General features: G+C 57.9%; 20 protein-coding genes. 15 read left to right on the top strand and 5 right to left on the bottom strand.

The features are described from left to right. Window positions 1-90: 90 nt before the first annotated feature. From QMG40_RS03675 to QMG40_RS03665, 3 genes are all read right to left on the bottom strand, one after another. Window positions 91-798 (bottom strand): response regulator, encoded by a 708-nt coding sequence (locus QMG40_RS03675; RefSeq protein WP_283528006.1) that lies wholly within the window; start codon window positions 796-798, stop codon window positions 91-93. A 4-nt stretch (window positions 799-802) separates the two neighbouring features. Further along, window positions 803-2002 carry a sensor histidine kinase gene (locus QMG40_RS03670; RefSeq protein WP_283528626.1) on the bottom strand — a complete coding sequence of 400 codons (1200 nt, stop codon included), beginning with the start codon at window positions 2000-2002 and terminating at the stop codon, window positions 803-805. Between the two features lie 83 nt (window positions 2003-2085). Beyond that, window positions 2086-3618 (bottom strand): SDR family oxidoreductase, encoded by a 1533-nt coding sequence (locus QMG40_RS03665; RefSeq protein ID WP_283528004.1) that lies wholly within the window; start codon window positions 3616-3618, stop codon window positions 2086-2088. A gap of 72 nt (window positions 3619-3690) precedes the next feature. On the opposite strand from QMG40_RS03665, the gene QMG40_RS03660 reads away from it, so the two are divergent. From QMG40_RS03660 to QMG40_RS03615, 10 genes are all read left to right on the top strand, one after another. After that, window positions 3691-4221 carry a MarR family winged helix-turn-helix transcriptional regulator gene (locus QMG40_RS03660; RefSeq protein WP_283528002.1) on the top strand — a complete coding sequence of 177 codons (531 nt, stop codon included), beginning with the start codon at window positions 3691-3693 and terminating at the stop codon, window positions 4219-4221. 44 nt (window positions 4222-4265) lie between these two features. Next, window positions 4266-5378, top strand: a complete 1113-nt coding sequence (locus QMG40_RS03655; protein ID WP_283528000.1) for a polyprenyl synthetase family protein — start codon at window positions 4266-4268, stop codon at window positions 5376-5378. A 2-nt stretch (window positions 5379-5380) separates the two neighbouring features. Next, window positions 5381-6286, top strand: coding sequence for a phytoene/squalene synthase family protein (locus QMG40_RS03650; RefSeq protein ID WP_343317709.1), 906 nt, complete (start codon window positions 5381-5383; stop codon window positions 6284-6286). Then, window positions 6283-7914: a phytoene desaturase family protein gene (crtI, locus tag QMG40_RS03645; RefSeq protein ID WP_283527998.1), complete on the top strand. Its 1632-nt coding sequence runs from the start codon at window positions 6283-6285 to the stop codon at window positions 7912-7914. Before QMG40_RS03650 ends, crtI begins: the two co-directional genes overlap by 4 nt. Next, a complete protein-coding gene (locus QMG40_RS03640; RefSeq protein ID WP_283527995.1) occupies window positions 7911-8282 on the top strand; it encodes a lycopene cyclase domain-containing protein in 372 nt (123 codons plus the stop codon). The genes crtI and QMG40_RS03640 overlap by 4 nt, the downstream gene beginning before the upstream one ends. Then, window positions 8279-8587, top strand: a complete 309-nt coding sequence (locus QMG40_RS03635; protein WP_283527993.1) for a lycopene cyclase domain-containing protein — start codon at window positions 8279-8281, stop codon at window positions 8585-8587. The genes QMG40_RS03640 and QMG40_RS03635 overlap by 4 nt, the downstream gene beginning before the upstream one ends. Continuing rightward, the gene (locus QMG40_RS03630; protein ID WP_283527991.1) at window positions 8584-9435 is read left to right on the top strand and encodes a prenyltransferase; all 852 of its coding nucleotides are present in this window, start codon (window positions 8584-8586) and stop codon (window positions 9433-9435) included. Before QMG40_RS03635 ends, QMG40_RS03630 begins: the two co-directional genes overlap by 4 nt. Window positions 9436-9518: 83 nt before the next feature. Continuing rightward, window positions 9519-10916 carry a cryptochrome/photolyase family protein gene (locus QMG40_RS03625; protein ID WP_283527989.1) on the top strand — a complete coding sequence of 466 codons (1398 nt, stop codon included), beginning with the start codon at window positions 9519-9521 and terminating at the stop codon, window positions 10914-10916. A gap of 56 nt (window positions 10917-10972) precedes the next feature. Beyond that, a complete protein-coding gene (locus QMG40_RS03620; RefSeq protein WP_283527987.1) occupies window positions 10973-12055 on the top strand; it encodes a 3-isopropylmalate dehydrogenase in 1083 nt (360 codons plus the stop codon). Window positions 12056-12252: 197 nt separating this feature from the next. Beyond that, window positions 12253-13365 carry a branched-chain amino acid aminotransferase gene (locus tag QMG40_RS03615; RefSeq protein WP_283527985.1) on the top strand — a complete coding sequence of 371 codons (1113 nt, stop codon included), beginning with the start codon at window positions 12253-12255 and terminating at the stop codon, window positions 13363-13365. A 138-nt stretch (window positions 13366-13503) separates the two neighbouring features. On the opposite strand, the gene QMG40_RS03610 is transcribed toward QMG40_RS03615, so the two are convergent. Beyond that, a complete protein-coding gene (locus QMG40_RS03610) occupies window positions 13504-14613 on the bottom strand; it encodes a mechanosensitive ion channel family protein (protein ID WP_283527983.1) in 1110 nt (369 codons plus the stop codon). Between the two features lie 184 nt (window positions 14614-14797). Here QMG40_RS03610 and QMG40_RS03605 point away from each other — a divergent pair, with 184 nt between their 5' ends. The 5 genes from QMG40_RS03605 (at window position 14798) to QMG40_RS03585 (ending at window position 18900) form a co-directional block, all read left to right on the top strand. After that, complete coding sequence (locus tag QMG40_RS03605) at window positions 14798-15631, top strand: formate/nitrite transporter family protein (RefSeq protein WP_283527981.1); 834 nt, start codon at window positions 14798-14800, stop codon at window positions 15629-15631. A 38-nt stretch (window positions 15632-15669) separates the two neighbouring features. Beyond that, window positions 15670-16446: a fumarylacetoacetate hydrolase family protein gene (locus tag QMG40_RS03600; RefSeq protein ID WP_283527979.1), complete on the top strand. Its 777-nt coding sequence runs from the start codon at window positions 15670-15672 to the stop codon at window positions 16444-16446. A 90-nt stretch (window positions 16447-16536) separates the two neighbouring features. Further along, entirely contained in the window at window positions 16537-16761 is a 225-nt protein-coding gene (locus QMG40_RS03595; protein ID WP_283527977.1) for a hypothetical protein, read from the top strand. A 67-nt stretch (window positions 16762-16828) separates the two neighbouring features. After that, window positions 16829-18166 carry a sensor histidine kinase gene (locus QMG40_RS03590; protein ID WP_283527975.1) on the top strand — a complete coding sequence of 446 codons (1338 nt, stop codon included), beginning with the start codon at window positions 16829-16831 and terminating at the stop codon, window positions 18164-18166. Continuing rightward, window positions 18163-18900 carry a response regulator gene (locus QMG40_RS03585; RefSeq protein WP_283527973.1) on the top strand — a complete coding sequence of 246 codons (738 nt, stop codon included), beginning with the start codon at window positions 18163-18165 and terminating at the stop codon, window positions 18898-18900. Before QMG40_RS03590 ends, QMG40_RS03585 begins: the two co-directional genes overlap by 4 nt. Before the next feature lie 116 nt (window positions 18901-19016). Here the strand turns inward: QMG40_RS03585 and QMG40_RS03580 are convergent, their stop codons facing one another. Next, a complete protein-coding gene (locus QMG40_RS03580; RefSeq protein WP_283527971.1) occupies window positions 19017-21002 on the bottom strand; it encodes a hypothetical protein in 1986 nt (661 codons plus the stop codon). Between the last annotated feature and the right edge of the window lie 296 nt (window positions 21003-21298).

Below are 21298 nucleotides of genomic sequence, written 5' to 3'. Positions count from 1 at the left end.
GGGTAGTTATCTCCAATCTCGGCGAGGGGGAGGTGTTGTTATCTCCAATCTCGGCGGGGGTGAGGGGTAGTTATCTCCAATCTCGGCGGGTTAGCGCGGGGAGACGATCCCAGTCTCATAGGCAATGACCACCACTTGCACACGGTCCCGGGCGTTCAGTTTGGCCAAGATATGGCCCACATGGGTCTTGACAGTGGCCTCTGAGACAAAGAGTTGAGTAGCGATCTCCGGGTTGGAAAGCCCGTTGGCAATCAACACAAACACCTCATGCTCACGCCCGGTGAGGCTGGCCACGGCTGCTGCGTTGGCGTCATTGGCAAGACTGGGTGCTGAGAGCATGGGTGCCACATGATCTAGGAGTCGCCGTGTGGTGGAGGGGGCAATCACCGCGTCGCCGGCAAAAACTGTTCTGATGGCTCCGAGCAGCTCTTCCGGAGGGGCATCTTTCAGAAGGAATCCACTAGCCCCGGCCTGAATGGCTGCCAACGCATATTCATCCAGATCGAAAGTTGTCAGTACCACAATTTTCAGATCGGCCAGCCATGATCCCTCCGGGGCAGCATTGATCCGTTGCATCAATTTTCGTGTAGTTTCCAACCCGTCCATTCCGGGCATGCGCACATCCATGAGGACCACATCCGTGGCTGTCACGGCGAGTCTCTGCAATGCCTCGATACCGTTGCCGGCCTGCACCACCACGCTAAGATCGGCCTGAGAATTAATGAGCATGCCTAAACCTGAGCGGACCAATTGCTGATCATCCACTAAGGCAACGCGAATGGGGGAGTTAGGTGTCATGAGGTTAGTTCTCCGAATAGGGAATGAATGCTGTGATGTTGAATCCTCCACCGGGGAGCGGGCCCGCGCTAAGTTTTCCGTCGTAAAGCTTGACCCGTTCAGCCATACCGCGCAAACCGTTTCCGCCGGCGCCGGCAGGGGTTGGGCTGGAGGCTCCGCGGCCGTCGTCGTTCACACTAACTTCCAACCCGCGGGCATTCCACCCAAGATTGACGGTGGCTTGAACGTTGGGGCCTGCATGCTTCATGACGTTAGTTAGTGCTTCTTGAACGGCGCGGTACGCGGTGAGTTCGGCCCCGGCAGGCAGCGGGCGTCTTGAATCGCCAGTGACACTGTAACCCACGGGTAGTCCGGCTGCGCGGATACCCAAAAGAAGCTCGTCAAGGTCCATCAGGCCTGGCAGCGGGCGGGTTGAGGCCTCGGCGTCACCCCGCAACACGCCCAAAAGCCGGCGCATTTCTTGCAGAGATGAACGGCCCGTGGCGGCGATTGTGGCCAGCGTTTCAGGGGCAATCTCAGGATTGGCCACTGCTGCGTATCGGGCGCCGTCGGCCTGGGTGATGATGACGGAAAGAGAATGCGCCACAATATCGTGCATTTCGCGGGCAATGTGCGCACGTTCATCGCTGGCTGCCAGTTCGCGTTCATGCTGCGCTTCGATTTCCAGCCGGTTGGCACGGTCGGAGAGGGCTTGCTCGCGCAAGCGTTTGGTGCGGGTTAAATCCCCTGCTGTCCAGCTAAATAGGACTAATACCCAGACCGAAATGATGGTGACAATCCCTGATGGCAGATCTGCCAACGAGGTTGTCCCAAAGTTGTAAAAATAGCGGGTGACCAACAGGACGGCACCCACTAAAGCCAGGCCGAGTCCGCCTAGGCTGGCCCACCGGGGTCCGAACGCCGCAAGGGCGTAAACAACAAGAGGCACAGCAATATTGGCCGGTGCCGGAGGAACATGCAAGGCCCACTGCAGTAGCGCAACCCCCGCAATAAGGCTCCCAGCCAAGACAGTCCGTGTGCGCCGCCACGCTAAAGGAACCACCAAGGCTGCGGCGAAGATGCTACTGACTAAAGTGTTAGAAAGGGCGCCAGGATAGCCCACGTCCGTCATGCTGAAGGGAAAAACCATCAGCAACAGGACAGCCATGAGAATAAAATCCACGGCAAACCGGTGCCGGCGGAACCAATCGTAGATGGAATGCATGATCACACCTCCAACTCTAGGTGGCGCGGGGGCACGCGGCATCCTGCCAGGGGTGGAGAGATGGAGTACCGGCTATATGAACCTCAGCGGCGGCCAGCAGTTGCCGTGATTCGGCTCGCCATGTTCTTGAAGATGATGCCGTGGAAAGGAAGCACTGCCAGCCAGTACAAACGCCCCCACAGCCCGCGGGGGAAAAAGACCGCTCGCTGGCGGAAAATACTCCCGCCAGAGTCGGGATCGGGTTTCCCCTGGGAACCGGAGCCTGAGTCACTGCCCGGGGCGCCGCCGTCGTCCGCTAACGGGGTGACCTCAAATTCAAGCCAGGCCCGGCCCGGGACAATCATCTCTGCACGCAGCCGCAGCAGACGGCCGCGATCCAGGGTTTCTACCCGCCACCAGTCCACTGTGTCATTGAGCTGGAGATGGGTGGGGCTGCGCCGTCCTCGGGTTAGACCAACCCCGCCCGCAAGCTTGTCCATCCAGCCTCGCACCGACCAGGCCAAAGGAAGTGAGTAGTAACCGTTCTCTCCGCCGATCCCTTCCACCACCGCCCACACTTGGCTGGCAGGAACATCAGTTGTTTTGCTTCGCTCATCGGTGAAGACTGTTAAACCTGCCCAGTCGGGGTCACTGGGTAGCGGCTCTGCGGGCGCACTCAGTGCGTGCGCAGTGGCCCACGTAGTTTCTACCGTGTCAGCTTCCATTTTATTCAGCGCTAGTTCCACCGCGTGTTTATAGGTGGTGAGGCCGCCGTCAGGTTCGGGAATGTAATTGGCAATGTCATTTTCGCTGGACACGCAGTCGTGTTGCAGCGATTCAACGAGGGGAATCGCCAGACTGCGGGGGACTGGGGTTACCAGGTTGACCCACTGGGCTGCCAACCATGGGGTCAGCACTGGCAGTGGAATGACTACTGGAGGCCGGAAACCCGAAGCCTGGGCATAGCGACGCATCATGTCCGCGTAACGCAGGACTTCGGGCCCGCCAATATCGAAGGTCCTGTTGATCTCCGGTGGAAGCGTGGTGGCACCGACCAAGTAGTGTAGAGCATCCCTGATGGCAATAGGTTGAATCTTGTTCATAACCCATTTAGGGGCCGGCATCACAGGGAGAACATCTGTGAGGTGGCGGACCATCTCAAAACTTGCCGAGCCCGAACCAATGACAAGACCAGCCTGAAGAACCGCTGTGGGCGTGCCGGAGGCCATCAAGATATCGCCAACCTCTGTGCGGGAGGCCAGATGGCGGCTGAGTTTGCCTTTGGGGTGGAGGCCAGAAAGATAAACAAGGCGGTTTACCCCAGCCTCGCGGGCAGCCTTGCCCAAGTTCATGGCGCAGAGACGTTCTATCCGCTCAAAATCGGCAACCGCGTCCTTTGCTCCTGACATGGAATGGACCAGATAGTAGACAATCTCTGCGTTGGAGCACAGCTCGTCAGCCGTCTGTTCATCTTCCATGGAGCCTTCATGGACTTTCACCTGATCGTGCCAGGGGACGTCACGTAATTTGGTGCTGTTGCGGGTCAGCACGGTCACCTCATGTCCGGCGTCGAGGAGCAAAGGCACTAGCCGGCCACCAACATATCCGGTAGCTCCTGCAACAGCAATCCTGGCCATGTTCACTACCTCCGGCTCGACAAAACGACTTCGTTCCACCATTATGTAGTTAGATTTTCTTATAATCAAACTTTGGAGTCGGATATGGTCAATGGCCAAGGTATTTCACCTCGGGGCCAGATGCACCAGGCTTCGGTTTTGGTTCGCGAGATTCTCGTTCTGAACGAGGAAATGGAGTTCATCATGCGGCGTTCAATGGACGTCAATGAAACGGACTTTGCGGCCATGCAGCATCTGATGAAACGGATGTCGATGTCTCCGGGCGAGTTAGCCCAATTACTCCATCTGACCCCTGCGGCCACCACCACAGTGATCGATCGGTTGGTGAGCAAAGGCCATGTCCAGCGGACACCGCATCCCACCGACAGACGCCGCTCAGTGATCAGTCCAAGCCCGGAATCGGTCCGTGCAACCATGGAAAAACTCATGCCCATGATCTTGGCAGTGGATAGAAAAGCCCGCGGTTACGATGACGAGGGACAGCGGGTGCTAGTAGATTTCCTTAGCGGTGTGGTGGAATCGATTACCAGCCGCATTAGCGACCTCGAAGCCAAATTTCCAGACCTTACCCAGACCCAAGCACTAGCTAAAGGTGTGCAGTGATGCCAACAACCAATCAAGGTCCAGACACGTTACGAGGTGGAACCATGACGGATCGCAGGAGCAGCGTTTCCGCTGATAGACCGGCTTTGGGAGAGCCTATGATCAGTGCGGGGACGCCGGATTGGGGTTCTTTCAAGGTGCAGGTTCAGGCGTCATTACACGAGTATTTTGCCGGACACGAGGAGCGCGCACGCAACTACTCACCGGCGTTCAGCTCTCTTTGGAATCGGATGGCTCAGACCACCGATGGTGGTAAATGGATGCGTCCCAAGCTGGTTTATATGACATATTCGGCGTTTGGTGGCAGCAATCTGCGTGCCTGCGCAGACATGGCCGCGGCCTTTGAGATCCTGCACGCAGCATTGCTGGTGCACGACGACGTCATTGACAGAGACTTTATCCGCCGAGGCACGGCCACCATTGGCGCAAATTACCGGGATATGGCGGCCTCTCTTGGCCATGATGATGCTGACGCTGATCATGCCGGATTTTCCGCCGCCATTATTGCCGGAGATCTGTTGCTGACAGGATCACTTCGCTTGGCTACTTCGGCCGCACTGTCCCACCCGCACAGCATGCTGATCCTGGAAACCATGCACGAGGCAATTTTTGCCGCTGCCGCCGGTGAACTCGATGACTTGTTGTTCTCACTGGGAGGCTTGGATGCCCAACTGCCAGAAGTGCTGAACATGGAACGGCTAAAAACCGCTGTTTATTCTTTTGAAATGCCCCTGCGTGCCGGAGCGTTGTTGGCGGGCGAGTCGGTAGACACTGCCGATGCGTTGGCCTCGGTGGGCCGCGACATTGGCATTGCGTACCAAATCATTGACGATGTTCTGGGAACATTCGGCGAATCCGCCCAGACTGGCAAGTCGGTTGACTCTGACCTTCGCGAGGGTAAACGCACCATCTTGACCACCTTTGCCCAAGGCTCCCATGAGTTTGTAGCTGCTTTGGAGTCGTTCAAGGCAGGGCGGGCAAGCACGGATTCCATGCGTGAGGTCCTCCACCAACTAGGGGCGCAGGACTTTGCTGTGGGTCTGGCCGAATCCCTGGTTTCGGATGCTTTGGATAAGGCAGGGCAGCTGGAACTGCCAGAAGCGCTCTATTCCGAACTTTGCCGCATCTGCGATCACGTCCTGACAAGGAAAAACTAAGCATGGGAATGGATCCCTTAGGGCATTACTCAGATACCGCCACCCGCAGTGCAGGGGTGGTGATTGGCAGCTATTCAACCTCGTTTGGGCTGGCCTGCTGGATTTTGGGGCGTAAAGAGCGCCGCCACATCGAGAATATCTACGCTTTGGTCCGGATTGCTGATGAAGTGGTCGACGGCGCTGCTGCCGCGGCCGGGCTCGATGCGCAAGAAGTGTGTTGGCAACTTGATAATTTGGAACAGGAAACCGAAAAGGCTTTGGAGTGTGGCTACAGCACCAACATGGTGGTTCATGCTTTTGCCTTGACGGCGCGGCAGGTGGGCATTGATGCCCAGTTGACGAAACCCTTTTTTGCTTCGATGCGAACGGATGTGCTTGAAACAGTGCATTCCGCGGAAACTTTAGCGGAATACATTTATGGTTCTGCAGAAGTGGTGGGTCTTATGTGCCTGCAGGTTTTCCAAACCATGAAAGGCTCCGTGCCCGGTCATGAACAGGAGCTGATCCATTCCGCTCGTAGTTTGGGTGCCGCATTTCAAAAAGTGAATTTTTTGCGTGATTTAGGTGCTGACAGTGGTGACTTGGGCCGTTTTTATTTTCCCGGGTTGGACCCGTCTGTTTTCAACGATGCGCATAAACGCGAACTGCTGCAGGACATCCGGGACGACCTTGCTGCAGCCAGGGCAGGCATGGTGTTTCTTGCACCTCCGGCGCAACGCGCTGTGCGCTTGGCGCATGATTTGTTTCTAGCGCTTGTAGATCGGATCGGAAAAGTACCGGCCGCCAATCTGGTGAAACGTCGAGTCCGCGTGCCTGACTGGCAAAAAGTCTGTATAGCTTTGCGAGTATTCACCAGCACTACCCGGATCAACCCCCGCAAACTTTTGCCACAGGAGGCACACCTATGAACCAAACATGCGTCGTCATTGGTGGAGGCATCTCAGGGTTAGCCACGGCTGGGCTCTTGGCAAGGGACGGGCACGCTGTCACGATTCTGGAAAAAGGGGATCAGCTTGGCGGCCGTGCGGGCAGGTGGGAAAGTGAAGGATTCAGTTTTGACACCGGGCCTAGCTGGTACCTCATGCCGGAAGTCATTGACCACTGGTTCGCCATGATGGGCACTAGCGCGGCTGCCGAGCTGGAGCTAGTCAGGCTGGATCCGGCCTACAAATTATGGAACTCCCCAAATTTGATTGCCGCGGCCAACATCGGCAGTGACGGGAAAGCGCAGCCCGGCACGGACTCAACCGAAGTACGGACAGGACGTGGACTGGCCACGGCCCTTTTCGAGTCCCAAGATCCCGGTTCCGGTGAAGAGCTGGAACGCTACCTAGACTCCGCCGAGCTGGCCTACAACTTGGCCAAAAGGCACTTTCTTTATGATCCATTTAGTACTCTTCGCGGCTTCCTCAGCCCCCAGGTTATTCGCCATGCGCCCAGGCTTGCCAAGCTTCTGACGCAGAAGTTGCACGGCTTTGTGGCGGCACGCTTTACACATCCACTGCAACAAAAAGTGCTGGGTTATCCTGCCGTTTTTCTGGGCACCAGCCCCTACAAGGCGCCCTCTATTTATCACCTGATGAGCCATCTGGATTTACAGGATGGGGTGTTGTACCCGCAAGGCGGATTCGCTGCCGTTGTTGATGCGATGGAGCGTGTGGCCCGTGCGGCAGGGGTAGATATCATCACCGGAGCCACAGCAACGCAGATTCTCACCAAAACGGCCGGGAAAAAAGCTCGCTGCGAGGGAGTTGCCTGGCAAGACAACGCCGGTGCTGGGCACAGATTGAGTGCCGACCTTGTTGTGGGGGCTGCGGATCTGCACCACGTAGAGACGGCGCTGCTTCCGGAGCCATTGCGCATGCGAAAAGAAAGCAAATGGGAGAAGACGGATCCGGGTATCAGCGCCGTCCTTGTCTGCCTAGGTGTCAGCGGCACCTTGGCAGAATTTGCCCATCACAACCTGCTCTTCACCGACGACTGGCAGGACAACTTTGCCCGCATCACTGATGGCCAGGCGCTTGCCAGCACCACGTCCCTGTACGTCAGTCGCCCCAGCGCCACAGATCCTACAGTGTCTCCAGCTGGCAGCGAGAACCTGTTTCTTTTGATTCCGGCCCCGGCGTTGACGAAGTGGGGGAAGGGCGGGCACGACGGCGCTGGCTCACCTGAGGTGGAAAAAGTTGCCGATGCGGCCATCGCCCAACTTGCCGCGTGGACTAACACCCCTGATCTGGCAGAACGCATTGTGGTCCGGCGCAGCTACGGCCCAGCGGATTTTGAAGATAACTTCAACGCATGGAAAGGAAGCGCATTAGGCCTGGCCCACACCCTGACTCAAAGTGCGTTCCTGCGCCCGGGCAACAGCAACGCCAAGGTGGCAGGGTTGTACTATGCAGGAAGCTCCGTTCGGCCTGGAATCGGTGTGCCCATGTGCATGATCAGCGCAGAAATAGTGCTTAAATTGGTCCGCGGTGACGCCACCGCAGGACCCTTGGATGCACAGCCCTTGGATGCACAGGTGGACGCTCCGTGATTTATCTCTCTATTCTGCTGGCCCTGTTAGGGTGCATGGCACTTATCGATGCCCGGTGGAAACTGTTCCTCTTTGACAAGCCACTTGCGGGCGCCGCAGTCCTTCTTCTGGGTACAGCTTTTTTCCTGGCCTGGGATGTGTGGGCCATTGCTGTTGGCATCTTCTTACACCGCGATTCCCCGCTGATGACGGGGATCATGATCGGGGAGCAACTGCCACTGGAAGAAGCATTTTTCCTGCTGTTCTTGTGCTATCAAACGATGATTCTCTTTACCGGAGCTCAGCGAGTGCTCTCGCGGGCAACTAAGCGTGGACGCCGGCGTGGAAACCACCAACCGGAACACCAACCAGGAGGTGGGCAGGGATGAATTTTCTTCAGCTCAATGCGATCTTCCTTTCGCTAGCTGCTCTGATCTTCGTAGCGGCCCTGTGGCGCAGCCCAAAGAAACGGACGGTGAGTACCGCTGTTCTTGTTTCTCTGCTCGTCATGGTGGGGCTGACGGTGGTCTTCGACAACCTGATGATTGCTTCGGGTCTCTTTGACTACGCTGGTGAGACGCTTAACGGTTTGCACATTGGTCTGGCTCCCATTGAAGACTTTGCGTACCCGCTTGGTGGGGTGCTGCTGCTACCAGGGCTTTGGTTGTTGCTGACAGGGAGGAAAAAATCATGAAGGATTTATTTGTGACTTCACGCCCTGTTTCTTGGGTCAATACGGCCTATCCCTTCGCAGCAGCCTACTTTTTGGTGACGGGACGGATCGACTGGGTATTTGTGGTGGGAACAATATTCTTCCTGATCCCTTACAACCTCTTGATGTACGGCATCAATGATGTTTTTGACTACGAATCGGATCTACTCAATGCCCGCAAAGGGGGAGTAGAAGGGGCGGTTTTGGACCGCCGCCACCACCGTTTTGTGCTCTGGGCCGCCGTCATTGCCACTGCACCATTTGTGCTGGTCCTGGCCACCCAAGGGGGTGTGGGTGCAAATATTGTTCTAACCGTATCCTTGTTCGCCGTAGTGGCTTATAGCGCGCCAGTTCTGCGTTTCAAGGAACGTCCGTTCCTGGATTCCATTACCTCAAGCACGCATTTTGTCTCTCCTGCCGTATACGGCTTGGCCTTGGTTAACGCTGAGTTTTCCCCCGCAGTTTGGGCCGTGTTATTGGCCTTCTTCCTGTGGGGCATGGCCAGCCATGCCTTTGGTGCTGTGCAGGATGTTGTACCGGACCGGGAGGCGAATATTGCCTCCATTGGTACCGTGCTTGGTGCCCGCTTCACCGCGTGGTTTTCCTTTATTGCCTACGCCATGGCGGGCGTGCTGATGCTATGGACCCCAGCACCCTTTGCTGCCGTGTTGGCCGTGCCGTACTTAATCAATGTTGGCCCCTATCTACGTGTCACCGATGCCACCTCCGCAAGCGCCAATGTTGCTTGGAAGAGATTCCTATGGCTGAACTACCTCACCGGATTCCTTGTCACGTTGACTTTGATCTGGCTGATTCTCCGAGGCAGCTAGTAATCGTTGCCCTGGAACCGCTCCGCTTCCAAGCGACCCAGCGACCCAGCGACCCAGCTACCCAAGTACCGAAAGGCCTACTCATGAATGTCTCTATCGTCTGGTTTCGGGATGACTTGCGCGTGGCCGACAACCCCGCTTTACTAGCTGCTACCGGGGAAGGTTCCGCTGTGGCGCTCTACGTCCTGGATCAGGAGTCCCCGGGTATCCGGGCACTGGGTGGGGCCGTGAAGTGGTGGCTACACTACGCACTTGTAGACCTTCGAGCTGAACTTGCCCAGCTGGGTATTGAGCTAATCCTGCGCCGTGGCCCCGGCGTTGGGGTTGTCACCGAGTTGGCCGCCGAGCTGGGAGCGGGAGCCCTCTACTGGAACCGACGCTATGGCGGCCCGGAACGAGAGGTCGATGCAGCGGTCAAGTCCTGGGCGGGAGACCAGGGCATCCACGCCGAAAGCTTCCAAGCCAACCTTTTGCATGAACCATGGAAAGTGCGCACCGGGGCAGGTAATCCATATCAGGTTTTCACACCTTTCTGGCGAACAGTCTCCACCGAGGACTTCAGGGCACCGCTTGGCCATCCCGACCCCGGATCAGGCTTTGGCGCTCTGCTGCCAGAAAGCGATGGGCTAGAAAGCTGGAACTTGCTACCCACCACCCCCGATTGGGCCGGCGGGCTGCGTGAAAACTGGCAGCCCACGGCGGCGGCCGGCCATGAACTGCTGGCTGATTTCCTCAATGAGCGGGTAGGGGATTACTCCGACGCGCGCGACAGGCCTGACCAACGCGGAACAAGCCGGCTTTCACCTTACTTGCGTTGGGGGCAGCTGAGCCCGTTCCAGATATGGGCTGGAGTGGCGCAGATCCGCCAGAGCGGTCCAACCTCCCATAGTTCCACGCCGGCTGGATCAACTGGTCCCGCCGTGTTTGCCTCCGAGCTGGGCTGGCGTGAATTTTGCTGGCATCAGTTGTATCACCACCCGGATTTGGCCACCACCAATCTGCGCCCACAGTTTGATCACTTCCCATGGCGGACTGCCGGTGGCGATGAACGTTCCGCCGAGCACCTGGCGGCGTGGCAGCAGGGTAAGACAGGAATCCCAATGGTGGATGCCGGTCAGCGGGAGTTGTGGCATACAGGGGTGATGCACAACAGAGTCCGGATGGTTGCGGCCAGTTTTCTGGTGAAGAACCTTGGCTTTGACTGGCGGGTGGGGGAGCAGTGGTTCTGGGATACTTTGGTTGATGCGGATGCTGCCTCCAATCCGGCAAACTGGCAATGGGTGGCAGGTTCTGGTGCGGATGCCTCGCCGTATTTTCGGATCTTTAACCCGTTGACTCAGGCTAAGAAATTCGATCCTGCGGCGAAATATGTCAGCCGGTGGGTGCCGGAGGTTTTATCCAGCGATTACCCGGAGCCTATTGTGGATCTGCAGGTCACCCGACGCGAAGCGCTGGAAAGCTACGCATCCATTAAGGCCTAATCTCATTATATGAGATGCTTTGACCATCATGTGGATGGTTTCGTTACCCTGAAACTATGAGCGCATCAACTGAAACTGCCGTGCTGGACCCTTCCGTGTTGGACATTGCTGTTATTGCAGGCGACGGTATTGGCCCCGAAGTGACCGCCGAGGCCGTGAAGGTCCTGAAAAAAGTGTGCGCCAGTGACGGCCTTGGCCTAAAGCTCACTGATTACTTGCTCGGAGCTGAGCACTGGTTGGCCACAGGTGAGACACTGCCGGATTCCACCATCGAAGCGCTCCGTGGCCATGATGCCATTCTTTTTGGTGCCGTGGGTGCAGCACCTGGGGATACCTCCATTCCCTCCGGGCTGATTGAACGCGAGATGCTCCTGAAGCTGCGATTTAGCCTGGATCATTACGTCAATCTGCGCCCCTCTTTCTTGTACGACGGCGTGGCCTCACCTTTGGCGAATCCGGGCACCATTGACTTTGTGGTGGTCCGCGAAGGAACCGAGGGCCCTTATGTTGGCAACGGCGGAGTGCTGCGTAGAGGCACCCCGCACGAGGTGGCCACGGAAGTCTCTGTGAACACCGCATTCGGTGTGGAACGTCTGGTCCGCGATGGTTTCCGCCGCGCCAATGAGCGTCCCCGCAAGAAGCTCACCTACGTGCACAAGCACAATGTGCTGGTTTACGCCGGGCACTTGTGGAAGCGCACAGTTGAAGCAGTGGCGGCGGAATTCCCTGAGGTCAGCGTTGACTACCTGCACGTGGATGCCGCCATGATCTTCCTGGTGACCGATCCCGCACGTTTTGATGTGATCGTCACCGACAACTTATTTGGGGACATCGTGACCGATCTGGCAGCGGCCGTCACAGGCGGAATTGGCTTGGCCGCCTCGGGAAATATCAACATGGACCGCACGGCTCCGTCCATGTTTGAACCCGTCCATGGTTCTGCCCCGGATATTGCCGGCCAGCAAAAAGCGGATCCAACGGCGGCCATCCTCTCAGCTGCGCTACTGCTGCACCACGTGGGTCACAGCAATGCAGCGCAAAAGATTGAGGCGGCAGTTGCAGCAGATATTGCCACCCGCGAAGCGGGCTCGCCCAGATTTACCAGCGCCATTGGTGACGCTATAGCGGCGGCCCTCTAACGGCGTCGTACTTCTGCCCCTTGCCACTGGCCAGCACATGAATCTAGTACGCGCGGTGGGTCACAGCACGCCGGGTAGGTACTACAGTTGAGGTAGTTTCACAGTGCGGGTCCGGGAGTGTCGGACCCGCCAAAAAAGTACCGAACTCCGCCTCAAGCAGGAACTACCGATGGCGGGCACAACCATGTGGAGGAAGCATGACCCAGATCGCCAATGAGCATTCCTTTTCTCAGCAGCGCAACGAAAGCCCTAAGAGCAGCGCGGAGCGTGAGGCCATTTTGGCCAACCCCGGCTTTGGCGATTACTTCACTGATCACACGGCAGTGGTTGATTATAAGGTTGATGCCAAGGGTGCCGGTGGCTGGAGCAATGCCCGAATTGAACCCTATGGTCCCATTGCCATGGATCCGGCTTCTGCAGTGTTGCACTACGGCCAGGAAATCTTCGAAGGTATGAAGGCCTACCGGCACGCCGACGGTTCCATTTGGACCTTCCGTCCCGAAGCCAATGCCGCCCGGTTGAACGCTTCAGCACGCCGAGTGGCGCTCCCGGAGCTGCCGGTGGAGACCTTCTTGGAGTCACTGCGCCAGCTGGTGAGAATTGATCAGGAATGGGTGCCCACCAACGATGGTGATGCCCTGTACCTGCGCCCGTTCATGATTGCCACCGAGGCGTTCTTAGGGGTTCGACCCGCGCGGGAGGTCTCTTACCGCGTTATTGCATCCCCGGCGGGCAACTACTTCGGTGGGGAACTGAAACCGATTTCAATCTGGCTTACCACTACCTTTGCCCGTGCCGGCGAAGGTGGCACAGGCGAGGCAAAGTGCGGTGGCAACTACGCCGCCTCACTTGCGGCGCAAATGGAGGCCGAGGCCAACGGTTGCAAGCAGGTCCTGTTCCTTGATCCGAACAATGACAACGCCGTGGAAGAACTTGGCGGCATGAACATCTTCTTCGTGTTCAAGGACGGCACACTTGTCACCCCCGAACTCAACGGCCACATTCTGCACGGGATTACCCGTTCATCCGTGATGCAGCTTGCCGCCGATCGAGGCATGCAGGTCCAAGAGCGCAAGATCACCATCGATGAATGGCGGTCCGGCGTGGCGGCAGGGGATATCACCGAGGTCTTTGCCTGCGGCACAGCTGCTGTTATCACTCCGATTGGCGAATTGAAGACGGCGGAGGGCCCCATCGCTTCCCCCGCAGTTGGCATAGGCGAGGTTACTGCAGCCATTCGCGAGCAACTGGTGGGCATTCAAACAGGCGTAGTTGAGGACTTGCACGGCTGGCTGACCCGTCTGGTCTAATCTTCTCTGCCGAGGGCTGGGCCTGATTGCTTCTGGACCAGCCAGTGAGCGAACAAAAAATAAGCGCGCTGCTCGTGGACTGCCAATGTGGAGTCCGTGAGCAGCGCGTTTATTATTTCTGCTTGGTTGGTACAGAGACTACTTCCTCGTCGTCGGTGAGTTTGGCACCGTAGCCTCATTTACCAGATCCGCAATGATGCCAGAGCCGGCCTTAGCTGCTGTGTCTACCTTCTCTGAGGCCTGTTCCCAGCGCTGACGCGGGATCGATACAGTTTGCAGGCGCTGGATATGAGAGAGCATGGATTCGCGGACCAAGCAGCGTAGATCCCACAGGTCATCGCTATCCTCGGCGCTGACCACCACACGGAGACGGACCAGTCCATTGACAGTATCTGTGACTTCCAGTTTGCCGGTGCGACCATCCCACAAGGGCGTGCCTTCAAGTGTTTCATGCAAGTGCGCCCGCAGCTGGCCCACCGGAGCCCGCCAATCGACGTCGAACTCCACGGTGCCCTTAATTTTGGGGCTGTTCCTTGTCCAATTTTCAAAGGGAGTGCTGGTGAAGTAAGTGGAGGGCAGAATCAGCATGCGTTCATCCCATACACGAACCACTACATAGGTCATGGTGATTTCCTCGACCAGGCCCCACAGCCCTTCGACCACCACCACGTCATCAATACGGAGGGCGTCGGTGAAGGCAAGCTGAACTCCGGCAAAAACGTTGGAGAGTGAGCTTTGGACGGCCAAGCCAGCAACTATGGAGATCAGCCCGGCGGAAGCCAGGATCCCTGTGCCCAGTGCTCTCACCTCGGGAATGGTCAGTAACAACCCGGCCACCGCCAAAGTGATGACCAGCGCGCTGAGGATGCGTCTGCCCAAACTGATCTGGGTGGTGAGCCTGCGCCGACGTCTACTGTCCTTGACCCGCCCTGTGAACTGGCGCAGAATCAACCGTTCTGCCACGGAAAATGCTGCCAAAGCCAACCAGCATAGAGCCACAATGAAGGCAACCATCAGGGCAAAGTCCACCGGATGAAACCACGGTTGATTGGCTACTGTGCTCGCCAAAGCTATGCGCACCCCTATACAAAGCAGGACCACCAAAACCGGAGCTTTGGCCGGTGCGGAGCGGCGTTTGAAGTCAGGAACCTTCCGGAACGCATGATTGGCAATCACTCGCAAGAGGAAAGTCAGCACTAGCGCAGCCACTATGGCGCCAAGAACGGCCAGAATGGGTTTTATCGTCACTTCGAGTTGATCCATTCCTCGATGGTCTCAGAGAACCCTGGGGGGTTGTCCAACTGGCCGCAGTGACAGAGGCTGCTCCGGCGAGTTCTTTTTGACTCGCGTGCCACTGGCGCGAATGCGGGCATACCATTCAGAGACAAGCAGTGACGCGCCACCACACGGTTGGCGCTAGGAGGAGGAACTGATGGGCGATGAGCAGCGCAGACGCGAACTTGGCGATAATGAAGCCCCCGTGGAGGAAGAACTGGAAACCTCCTTTGAGCGCATCGTTGAGGAAGGCGCTCAACGCCTCCACAGAACCTGGTCCTCGGTATTAGTTACTGGATTGTTTGGTGGAATTGAAGTAGGGCTGGGCGTGATGGCCTATCTGGCGGTGGAACACGCCACCGGAAATAAGCTCTTGGCTGGGCTGGCGTTTGGTATCGGGTTTATTGCACTGCTTTTGGCTAAGAGCGAATTGTTCACGGAGGGTTTTCTGGTTCCGCTGGCTGCTGTGGCTGCCAAAGAGGCGCGCATGGGACAGCTGCTGAAGCTGTGGGGCGGCACGCTGGTTGCCAACCTGGCAGGTGGCTGGATCATCATGTGGCTGGTGATGCAGGCGTTCCCGGAATGGCGGGCAACAGTGGTGGAATCGGCTTCTCAATACGCCTTGGCGCCGTTGTCTGTGCAGACTGCCGCGCTAGCCATACTCGGCGGCAGCACCATCACGCTGATGACACGGATGCAGCACGGTACAGACTCCATGCCAGCAAAAATTGTGGCCGCCATGGGTGCGGCTTTCCTGCTGGCCGGTCTTCCGCTTTTCCACTCGATACTTGACTCGCTCATCATTTTTGGAGCCATCCAGGCAGGAGCCCCTTTCGGCTATTTAGAGTGGCTGAGCTGGTTCTGGTACACGGTGCTGTTTAACATGGCCGGGGGAGTGTTGCTGGTGACGGCGCTACGACTGGTGCGAAGCAAAGAGCTGGTCAAAGAGAAGCGAAATGAGTCTGACGCTGATAGCCGTACCAATGGGTAACTGCCAGAAGTGAGAACTTTGACGCTAGAGTTGATCTCATGCGTATAGCCCGTTTTGTTGCAGATAATGATCCCATGTACGGCATTGTAGAAGGGGAAACCGGCAGTGAAATAGTCACTGTTATCAAAGGAGATCCCTTCTTCAACGGTGTGGAGCGAACCACCATCAAATACCCGCTGGATGATGTGCGTCTGGTGGCGCCCATCATTCCGCGAAGCAAGGTGATAGGTGTGGGCCGCAACTTCGCCGAACACGCTCGCGAGCTGGGCAATGAAGTCCCGGAAAACCCGCTGCTGTTCCTCAAGCCCAACACCAGCGTTGTAGGCCCCAACGAACCCATCGTCTTGCCCGAGTTTTCCGAGGAAATCTCTTACGAAGCTGAGCTGTGCGTCGTCATTGGCCGCATATGTAAGGATGTCCCGGAATCACGTGTTGACGAGGTCATCTTTGGCTACACCTGCGGTAACGACCTCACCGCCCGCGACGTCCAAAAAGGCGACGGCCAGTGGGCCCGGGCCAAGGGCTTTGACACCTCCGCGCCGCTGGGCCCGTGGATCGAAACCAACCTTGATCCTGACGAGCTCAGCATCAAAGGCTGGCTCAACGGCGACCTTCGCCAGGACGGCAACACCAATCAGATGGTTCGCAGCGTGCGCGAACTTGTCTCGATCGTCTCCCATGCGTTCACACTTCTGCCCGGCGACGTCATCATGACCGGCACCCCGGCAGGTGTGGATCTACTCACCGAAGGCGACCGCTTCGACGTTGAGATCGAAGGCATCGGCCGCCTCTCCAACCCGGTGGTGCGCCGCTGACGGTTTTTTGGCTGCGGCTTTGCTTAATGCACCGCGCCGGAGCCTGAGTTGAGGGGCCAGCGTGCCTTTGGGCGGGGCTTGGGTCAGGCGATGAACGAGGCAGCACGGCGGCGTCTTAAGAACCCGCCGCCCAAGCCTGTTGCTGGCTGGTTCTTTGCAGTAGCAGCAGTGTGCGGCGTGGTAGCCCGGGTCATCCATCTGAGCAATGGTCCACAACTGGTGGCCGAAATCCTCATTCTTATCGCCGTGGCTCTGGCCGCTGTCAGCTTGGTTTTGAAGCTGCGGAATTGGTTGAAGTCACGAGCGGGCAAATAGTAGGTACTTGGCAGCCGAGTACTTTAGTTGGATGCGCCAATAGGGAACGGGCTCATAGGCTAAGAATATGAAAATAAGAATGCTCCCGTCAGGGAGTGTGTGGCGCACCGTGCTGTTGGTCATCTCTGTGGCCGCTGTGGACATAGTGCTGTCAATAGTTTCGGTTGGGCTGGACTTGGACACCGGGCTAATTCCTGAGCCGGAGATTTCCGGGATGGAGTGGGCCCGGTTTGGAGTTGCCCTTCTTCTAGCCCCGGTTGGTGCGCTGGTGTTGATTGGCAGGCACCGTTTCCCCAAGACAACGGCTGTTGTGACGGCTTTGCTGGGCTCTCTTTCCTTTAGTGGTCTGGCGTTCGTTGTGGCACTATTTTTGTTGGCGAAGCGTCGATTCTCTTGGCCGGTTGCCGGGGTCATTGCTGTGAGCGTAGGTGCCGAAGCTGTTGTTGGGATCGAACCATTGGCGTGGCCCAACGCTCTATTCCTTGTTCTCCTGCTCGGTGCCATTGCCGTCTGGGGAGCCTACCGTGGCCAACGTGCTCGGTTGCTTCAGGCGCAGCTAGCCACACTGCAGGAGCGGGCCGAACGCTCCGAGGCGCAGCGCAGCGCTGACTCCGAACAAAGCAAGCTGGGTGAGCGTCACCGCATTGCCCGGGAAATGCACGATACTTTGGCGCACCGGATGTCCCTGGTGGCAGTCCAGGCAGCTGCCCTGCAGGTTGCTGCACCTGACACGCAGACGCTCCAAGCGGCCAAACTGATTCGCGAGACGGCCCATGCTGCATTGGGTGAACTCCGTGACGTGTTGGGGGTGCTGCATGAGGATGGCATTTCCGGCAGTTCTGTAATATCTGCGCAATGGCGCCAGCATGTTGCCGGTAGCGTGGCGGCGGACAGCTGCGGCCTTGTGGGAATATCACCCAGCGTTGTTTCTCATCCCACGGCCTTGGACCGCACGGCGCCCCCGGGCCTGGAAGAAATTGGTGGTTTGGTTAGCCAGTGGCGCCAAGCCGGCGTGGCCATTGACTACTCCACGAACCTGGAAACTTTTGGTGACATCCCCGATGCCGTGAGCAGGGCCGCGTACAGGGTTGTGCAGGAGGGGATCACCAATGTGGCCCGTCATGCCCCAGAGACAGAGGCTGTTGTTCGCGTGGAACTTCTAAGCGTGGAACTTCTAAGCGCACAGACGCCGACGATGGAAGCGCATCAGCTGCGGATAGTCGTTTCCAATGGGCACGGGATCAGCAACGAACCAGCCGTGGGGGCTGGGACGGGACTGATTGGTCTGGGCGAACGCATCAAAGTCTTGAACGGAACTCTTCAGCACGGGCCCAGTGATTCCGGATTTCAGTTGCAGGCCAGTATCCCGGTACAACTCCTTAGAAGGAACGGCGCTACTTCATGACCAGTTCACGAGCCCTTCCCGATCAGGCAGAGCACACCGGTTCCAACGCGGAGACTGCAGAGCTAAATCGGTTCAATACCGCCTCGCCCATCCGTGTCATTGTCGTTGACGATGAACAGCTGGTGCGGGCAGCGCTGGTAACAATGGTTAAAACCCGAACAGATATGAAGGTGGTGGGCGAGGCCGCCAGCGGACCGCAAGCGGTGCGGTGCGCGCAAACCCAACGTGCCGACGTCGTACTGATGGACGTGAGGATGCCAGGGGGCGACGGTATCGCCGCGACGCTGGAGCTGTGTGCTCTGCCAAACCCGCCTCGGGTGTTGGTACTGACAACTTTTGATCTTGACCAGCATGTCTTTGCTGCGTTGGAGGCTGGCGCGGCGGGTTTTTTGCTTAAGGACACAGATCCGGAGCGGCTTTTTCAGGCTATTCGTGCCGTAGCTGCGGGGGAAGGCATGTTGGCACCAACAGTGACAAGACGGTTGATTGAGCGGACCAGGGAGAGGGCTGCGGCGGCGAAATCAAATGCTGCTGTGGCGCGGTTGAAGCTGCTGACAGCGCGGGAGGCGGAGGTGCTGGACGCCGTTGCACAGGGTATGAGCAATGTTGGAATTGGGCAATTCCTTTTTCTCAGCGAGGGGACAGTAAAAACCCATATGTCGCGAATTCTGACCAAACTGGAGCTGGATAACAGGGTGCAGGCGGCCCTGCTGTTTCGCGATTCACGGAACTGAGCAGGGGATGGTGTCAATGGCGTGGAGGCCACCGCTCTTGTGTGCCGCCAGTACGTGACGGGCTGCAAAAGCGGTGGCCTCCGTCTCCGGAGCGTCTCTAAAGCGCCTGATCCTGTCTAGACCACGCGAGTTGCAGAGCGGCGCCGGAGCACAAGAACCAATGCGATTCCCACCAGGAGAGCCCCCAGAATTGCCAGGATGGGTGCCGGTGTGCCGATTGCCCCAGCCGGGGTGACGGCAGAAACGCCGGTGTACAGCTCGGATGTACCGTCAGCCACTTGGCTGTTACCTTCGGCCAAGGTTCCCGCGCCGTCGGCCATGAGAGTTGCCCCCTCAGAGAGGTCCGAAGAACCGGCAGCAATCTTGGAGTTTCCATCCGCCAGTGCCTTAGTGCCTACCGCCAGCTTTTGTGCTCCTTCGCTAAGCGTCTTGCTCCCGGCCAGCAGACCGGATCCAGCGAGCTCCGGAACTCCTGCAACACCTTCGTTGAGCGCCTGTGTGCCATTGGAGAGTTTCTGTGTACCCGACTCCAAATTCCTTGTTGCATACAGCAATCCCGGACGCTCGGGGTCTCCGGGCGTGCCGTTCATGCCAAAGACCAGTTGCTGAGTACCCGCAGAAAGTTTCTGTGTTCCTGCTGAGAGTGCCAAGCTGCCAGCGCTAAGTTTCGCGGTGCCGTCAATAAGCCCGGGGTTGTTGGCAGTGCCAGTCAAACCGGCAGCAATTTTTCCTGTCCCTTCGGAGAGTTTGCCCGTGCCGGCGGCGAGGGCACTGGATCCTCCTGCCAAGGAGTTCACTGCGCTGAGAAGACCAGGTTGGGCTGGATCGTTGGGAACGCCGTGAACTCCAACCATCAAATGCTGGGTTCCTGCATGCAATGCTGTGGTTCCCTCGGCTAGTTGCTGGGTACCCTTTGAAATTTCAGCTGCTCCATTCGAGAGTTGCTTTGAGCCAGCTACAAGTCCAGGCTGTGCAGGATCATCGGGGACGCCGTTAAGGCCAGCAGAGAGCTGAGCGGTGCCGCCGGCAAGCTGTTGAGTTCCGAGGGAGAGCTGCTGGGCGCCAGTGTTAAGTGCGGCGCTGCCTTGCGCGGCCTGGCCAGCCCCTGCCTCCAATGCCCGCAGTTTATCTAGCAACGCGCCAACAGGGACTGCCGGGTTGGCCTCCGAGTAGGCAAGCAGCGCCGTCATTCCTTCGCTTAATGCCGCAATACCGGCTCCGGGTGTAGTGCCATTGGATCGTTGGCCAGCCAGTTGTGCTGCACCAGCTGCCAAACCTTGGGCTCCGGCATTGGCCTGATGTGCTCCTGCGTTGGCTTGGGCTGCACCAGCCCCCAACGCCTCTGCGCCGGTTGCTGCCGCAGCCGCCCCTGCGCGCAATTGCTGAGCGCCAGTATTGAGAGTCGTTGCTCCGGTCGCGGCAGCGCCTGCACCTTTGTCCACTGCTCCAATACCAGGAGCGAGTGCCGTGGTGACCCCTGCAGCTAATGCAGCAGCGCCGGATTCCAACTGCTGGGAGCCGGCAAACAATTCTTCAGCGCCCGCGTTGGCTGCAAATACGCCCGGGGCCAGCTGGTTCTTGACGCCATCGGCGATGGTTGATGCTCCGGCATTGAGTTCGGTTCCGCCAGTTGCCAACTGGTTGGCGCCGTCGTGCACTGAAAAAACTCCGGGTGCTAGCTTATTGCGGACGTCGGCTGCAGTCTTTGCAGCTCCGGTGGATAAAGCCTGGGCGCCTTCGTTTGCGCTGAGCAAGCCAGGGGCCAACTTTTCCTCGATGCCTTGGCGCAATGCCGTTGCTCCGCTGGAAATTTTGCCGGCGCCTGTGTTGGCGGATGTGGCGCCTTCGGAAGCTGCTGCTGCACCTTTGGAGAGGGCTGCCGCGCCCACGTCGAGATCAGAGGCACCCTGCTTGAGCTTGTTGGCACCTTCCGAGGTGAGCTTGGTGCCATCGTTGAGCTGGGAAGCGCCGGTGGCTATTTTTGTTGTGGTGAGGGCGAAGAACATAATCAGTGCCAGCACCAGCAGGCCGAGAAGGGCATGGACAATGTAATGGTTTCTGGCTGACTTGGGTATCGGCGCGCCGGTACTGCTGCGGGACATGGGCTGTTCCTCACGAAAAGTTGAGCAATGTGATGTAGCTAACAACTTAAGCTACTGCCGAGTAACTTACCTGAGGGAGTGACACTTAAGTTCACCGTTATGAAATTGTGATTAAAAATGTATCCGGAATTGCTTGTGATGGTCCCAGATATGTGGTCTCGTTCCGCGCCCCTGCCGTTGAGGTTGGAGATAATGACACCTCTTCGCCCTTCGCGCAGGCCTCCGGGGTCTCGTGAAGGCCTCGCAGGTCACCGGTGAGTTCGACGGCGGCATTGACCATGAGGCTAAACTGGAGC

Origin of the sequence: Arthrobacter antibioticus, from assembly GCF_030063205.1 — a bacterium.
Lineage (GTDB): Bacteria > Actinomycetota > Actinomycetes > Actinomycetales > Micrococcaceae > Specibacter.
The sequence above is the reverse complement of the archived record's forward strand: the minus strand, read 5'-3'. Positions and strand labels throughout refer to the sequence as shown.

Bases quoted from the DNA above. Each gene is read 5' to 3' on its own strand.
- QMG40_RS03665 (WP_283528004.1), bottom strand. From the start codon at position 3,618: ATGGCCAGGATTGCTGTTGCAGGAGCTACCGGATATGTTGGTGGCCGG.
- QMG40_RS03595 (WP_283527977.1), top strand. From the start codon at position 16,537: ATGAACGAGGCAGCACGGCGGCGTCTTAAGAACCCGCCGCCCAAGCCT.
- QMG40_RS03600 (WP_283527979.1), top strand. From the start codon at position 15,670: ATGCGTATAGCCCGTTTTGTTGCAGATAATGATCCCATGTACGGCATT.
- QMG40_RS03670 (WP_283528626.1), bottom strand. From the start codon at position 2,002: ATGCATTCCATCTACGATTGGTTCCGCCGGCACCGGTTTGCCGTGGAT.
- QMG40_RS03625 (WP_283527989.1), top strand. From the start codon at position 9,519: ATGAATGTCTCTATCGTCTGGTTTCGGGATGACTTGCGCGTGGCCGAC.
- QMG40_RS03655 (WP_283528000.1), top strand. From the start codon at position 4,266: ATGACGGATCGCAGGAGCAGCGTTTCCGCTGATAGACCGGCTTTGGGA.
- QMG40_RS03615 (WP_283527985.1), top strand. From the start codon at position 12,253: ATGACCCAGATCGCCAATGAGCATTCCTTTTCTCAGCAGCGCAACGAA.
- QMG40_RS03650 (WP_343317709.1), top strand. From the start codon at position 5,381: ATGGGAATGGATCCCTTAGGGCATTACTCAGATACCGCCACCCGCAGT.
- crtI (WP_283527998.1), top strand. From the start codon at position 6,283: ATGAACCAAACATGCGTCGTCATTGGTGGAGGCATCTCAGGGTTAGCC.
- QMG40_RS03590 (WP_283527975.1), top strand. From the start codon at position 16,829: ATGAAAATAAGAATGCTCCCGTCAGGGAGTGTGTGGCGCACCGTGCTG.
- QMG40_RS03605 (WP_283527981.1), top strand. From the start codon at position 14,798: ATGGGCGATGAGCAGCGCAGACGCGAACTTGGCGATAATGAAGCCCCC.
- QMG40_RS03620 (WP_283527987.1), top strand. From the start codon at position 10,973: ATGAGCGCATCAACTGAAACTGCCGTGCTGGACCCTTCCGTGTTGGAC.
- QMG40_RS03585 (WP_283527973.1), top strand. From the start codon at position 18,163: ATGACCAGTTCACGAGCCCTTCCCGATCAGGCAGAGCACACCGGTTCC.
- QMG40_RS03635 (WP_283527993.1), top strand. From the start codon at position 8,279: ATGAATTTTCTTCAGCTCAATGCGATCTTCCTTTCGCTAGCTGCTCTG.
- QMG40_RS03580 (WP_283527971.1), bottom strand. From the start codon at position 21,002: ATGTCCCGCAGCAGTACCGGCGCGCCGATACCCAAGTCAGCCAGAAAC.
- QMG40_RS03675 (WP_283528006.1), bottom strand. From the start codon at position 798: ATGACACCTAACTCCCCCATTCGCGTTGCCTTAGTGGATGATCAGCAA.
- QMG40_RS03630 (WP_283527991.1), top strand. From the start codon at position 8,584: ATGAAGGATTTATTTGTGACTTCACGCCCTGTTTCTTGGGTCAATACG.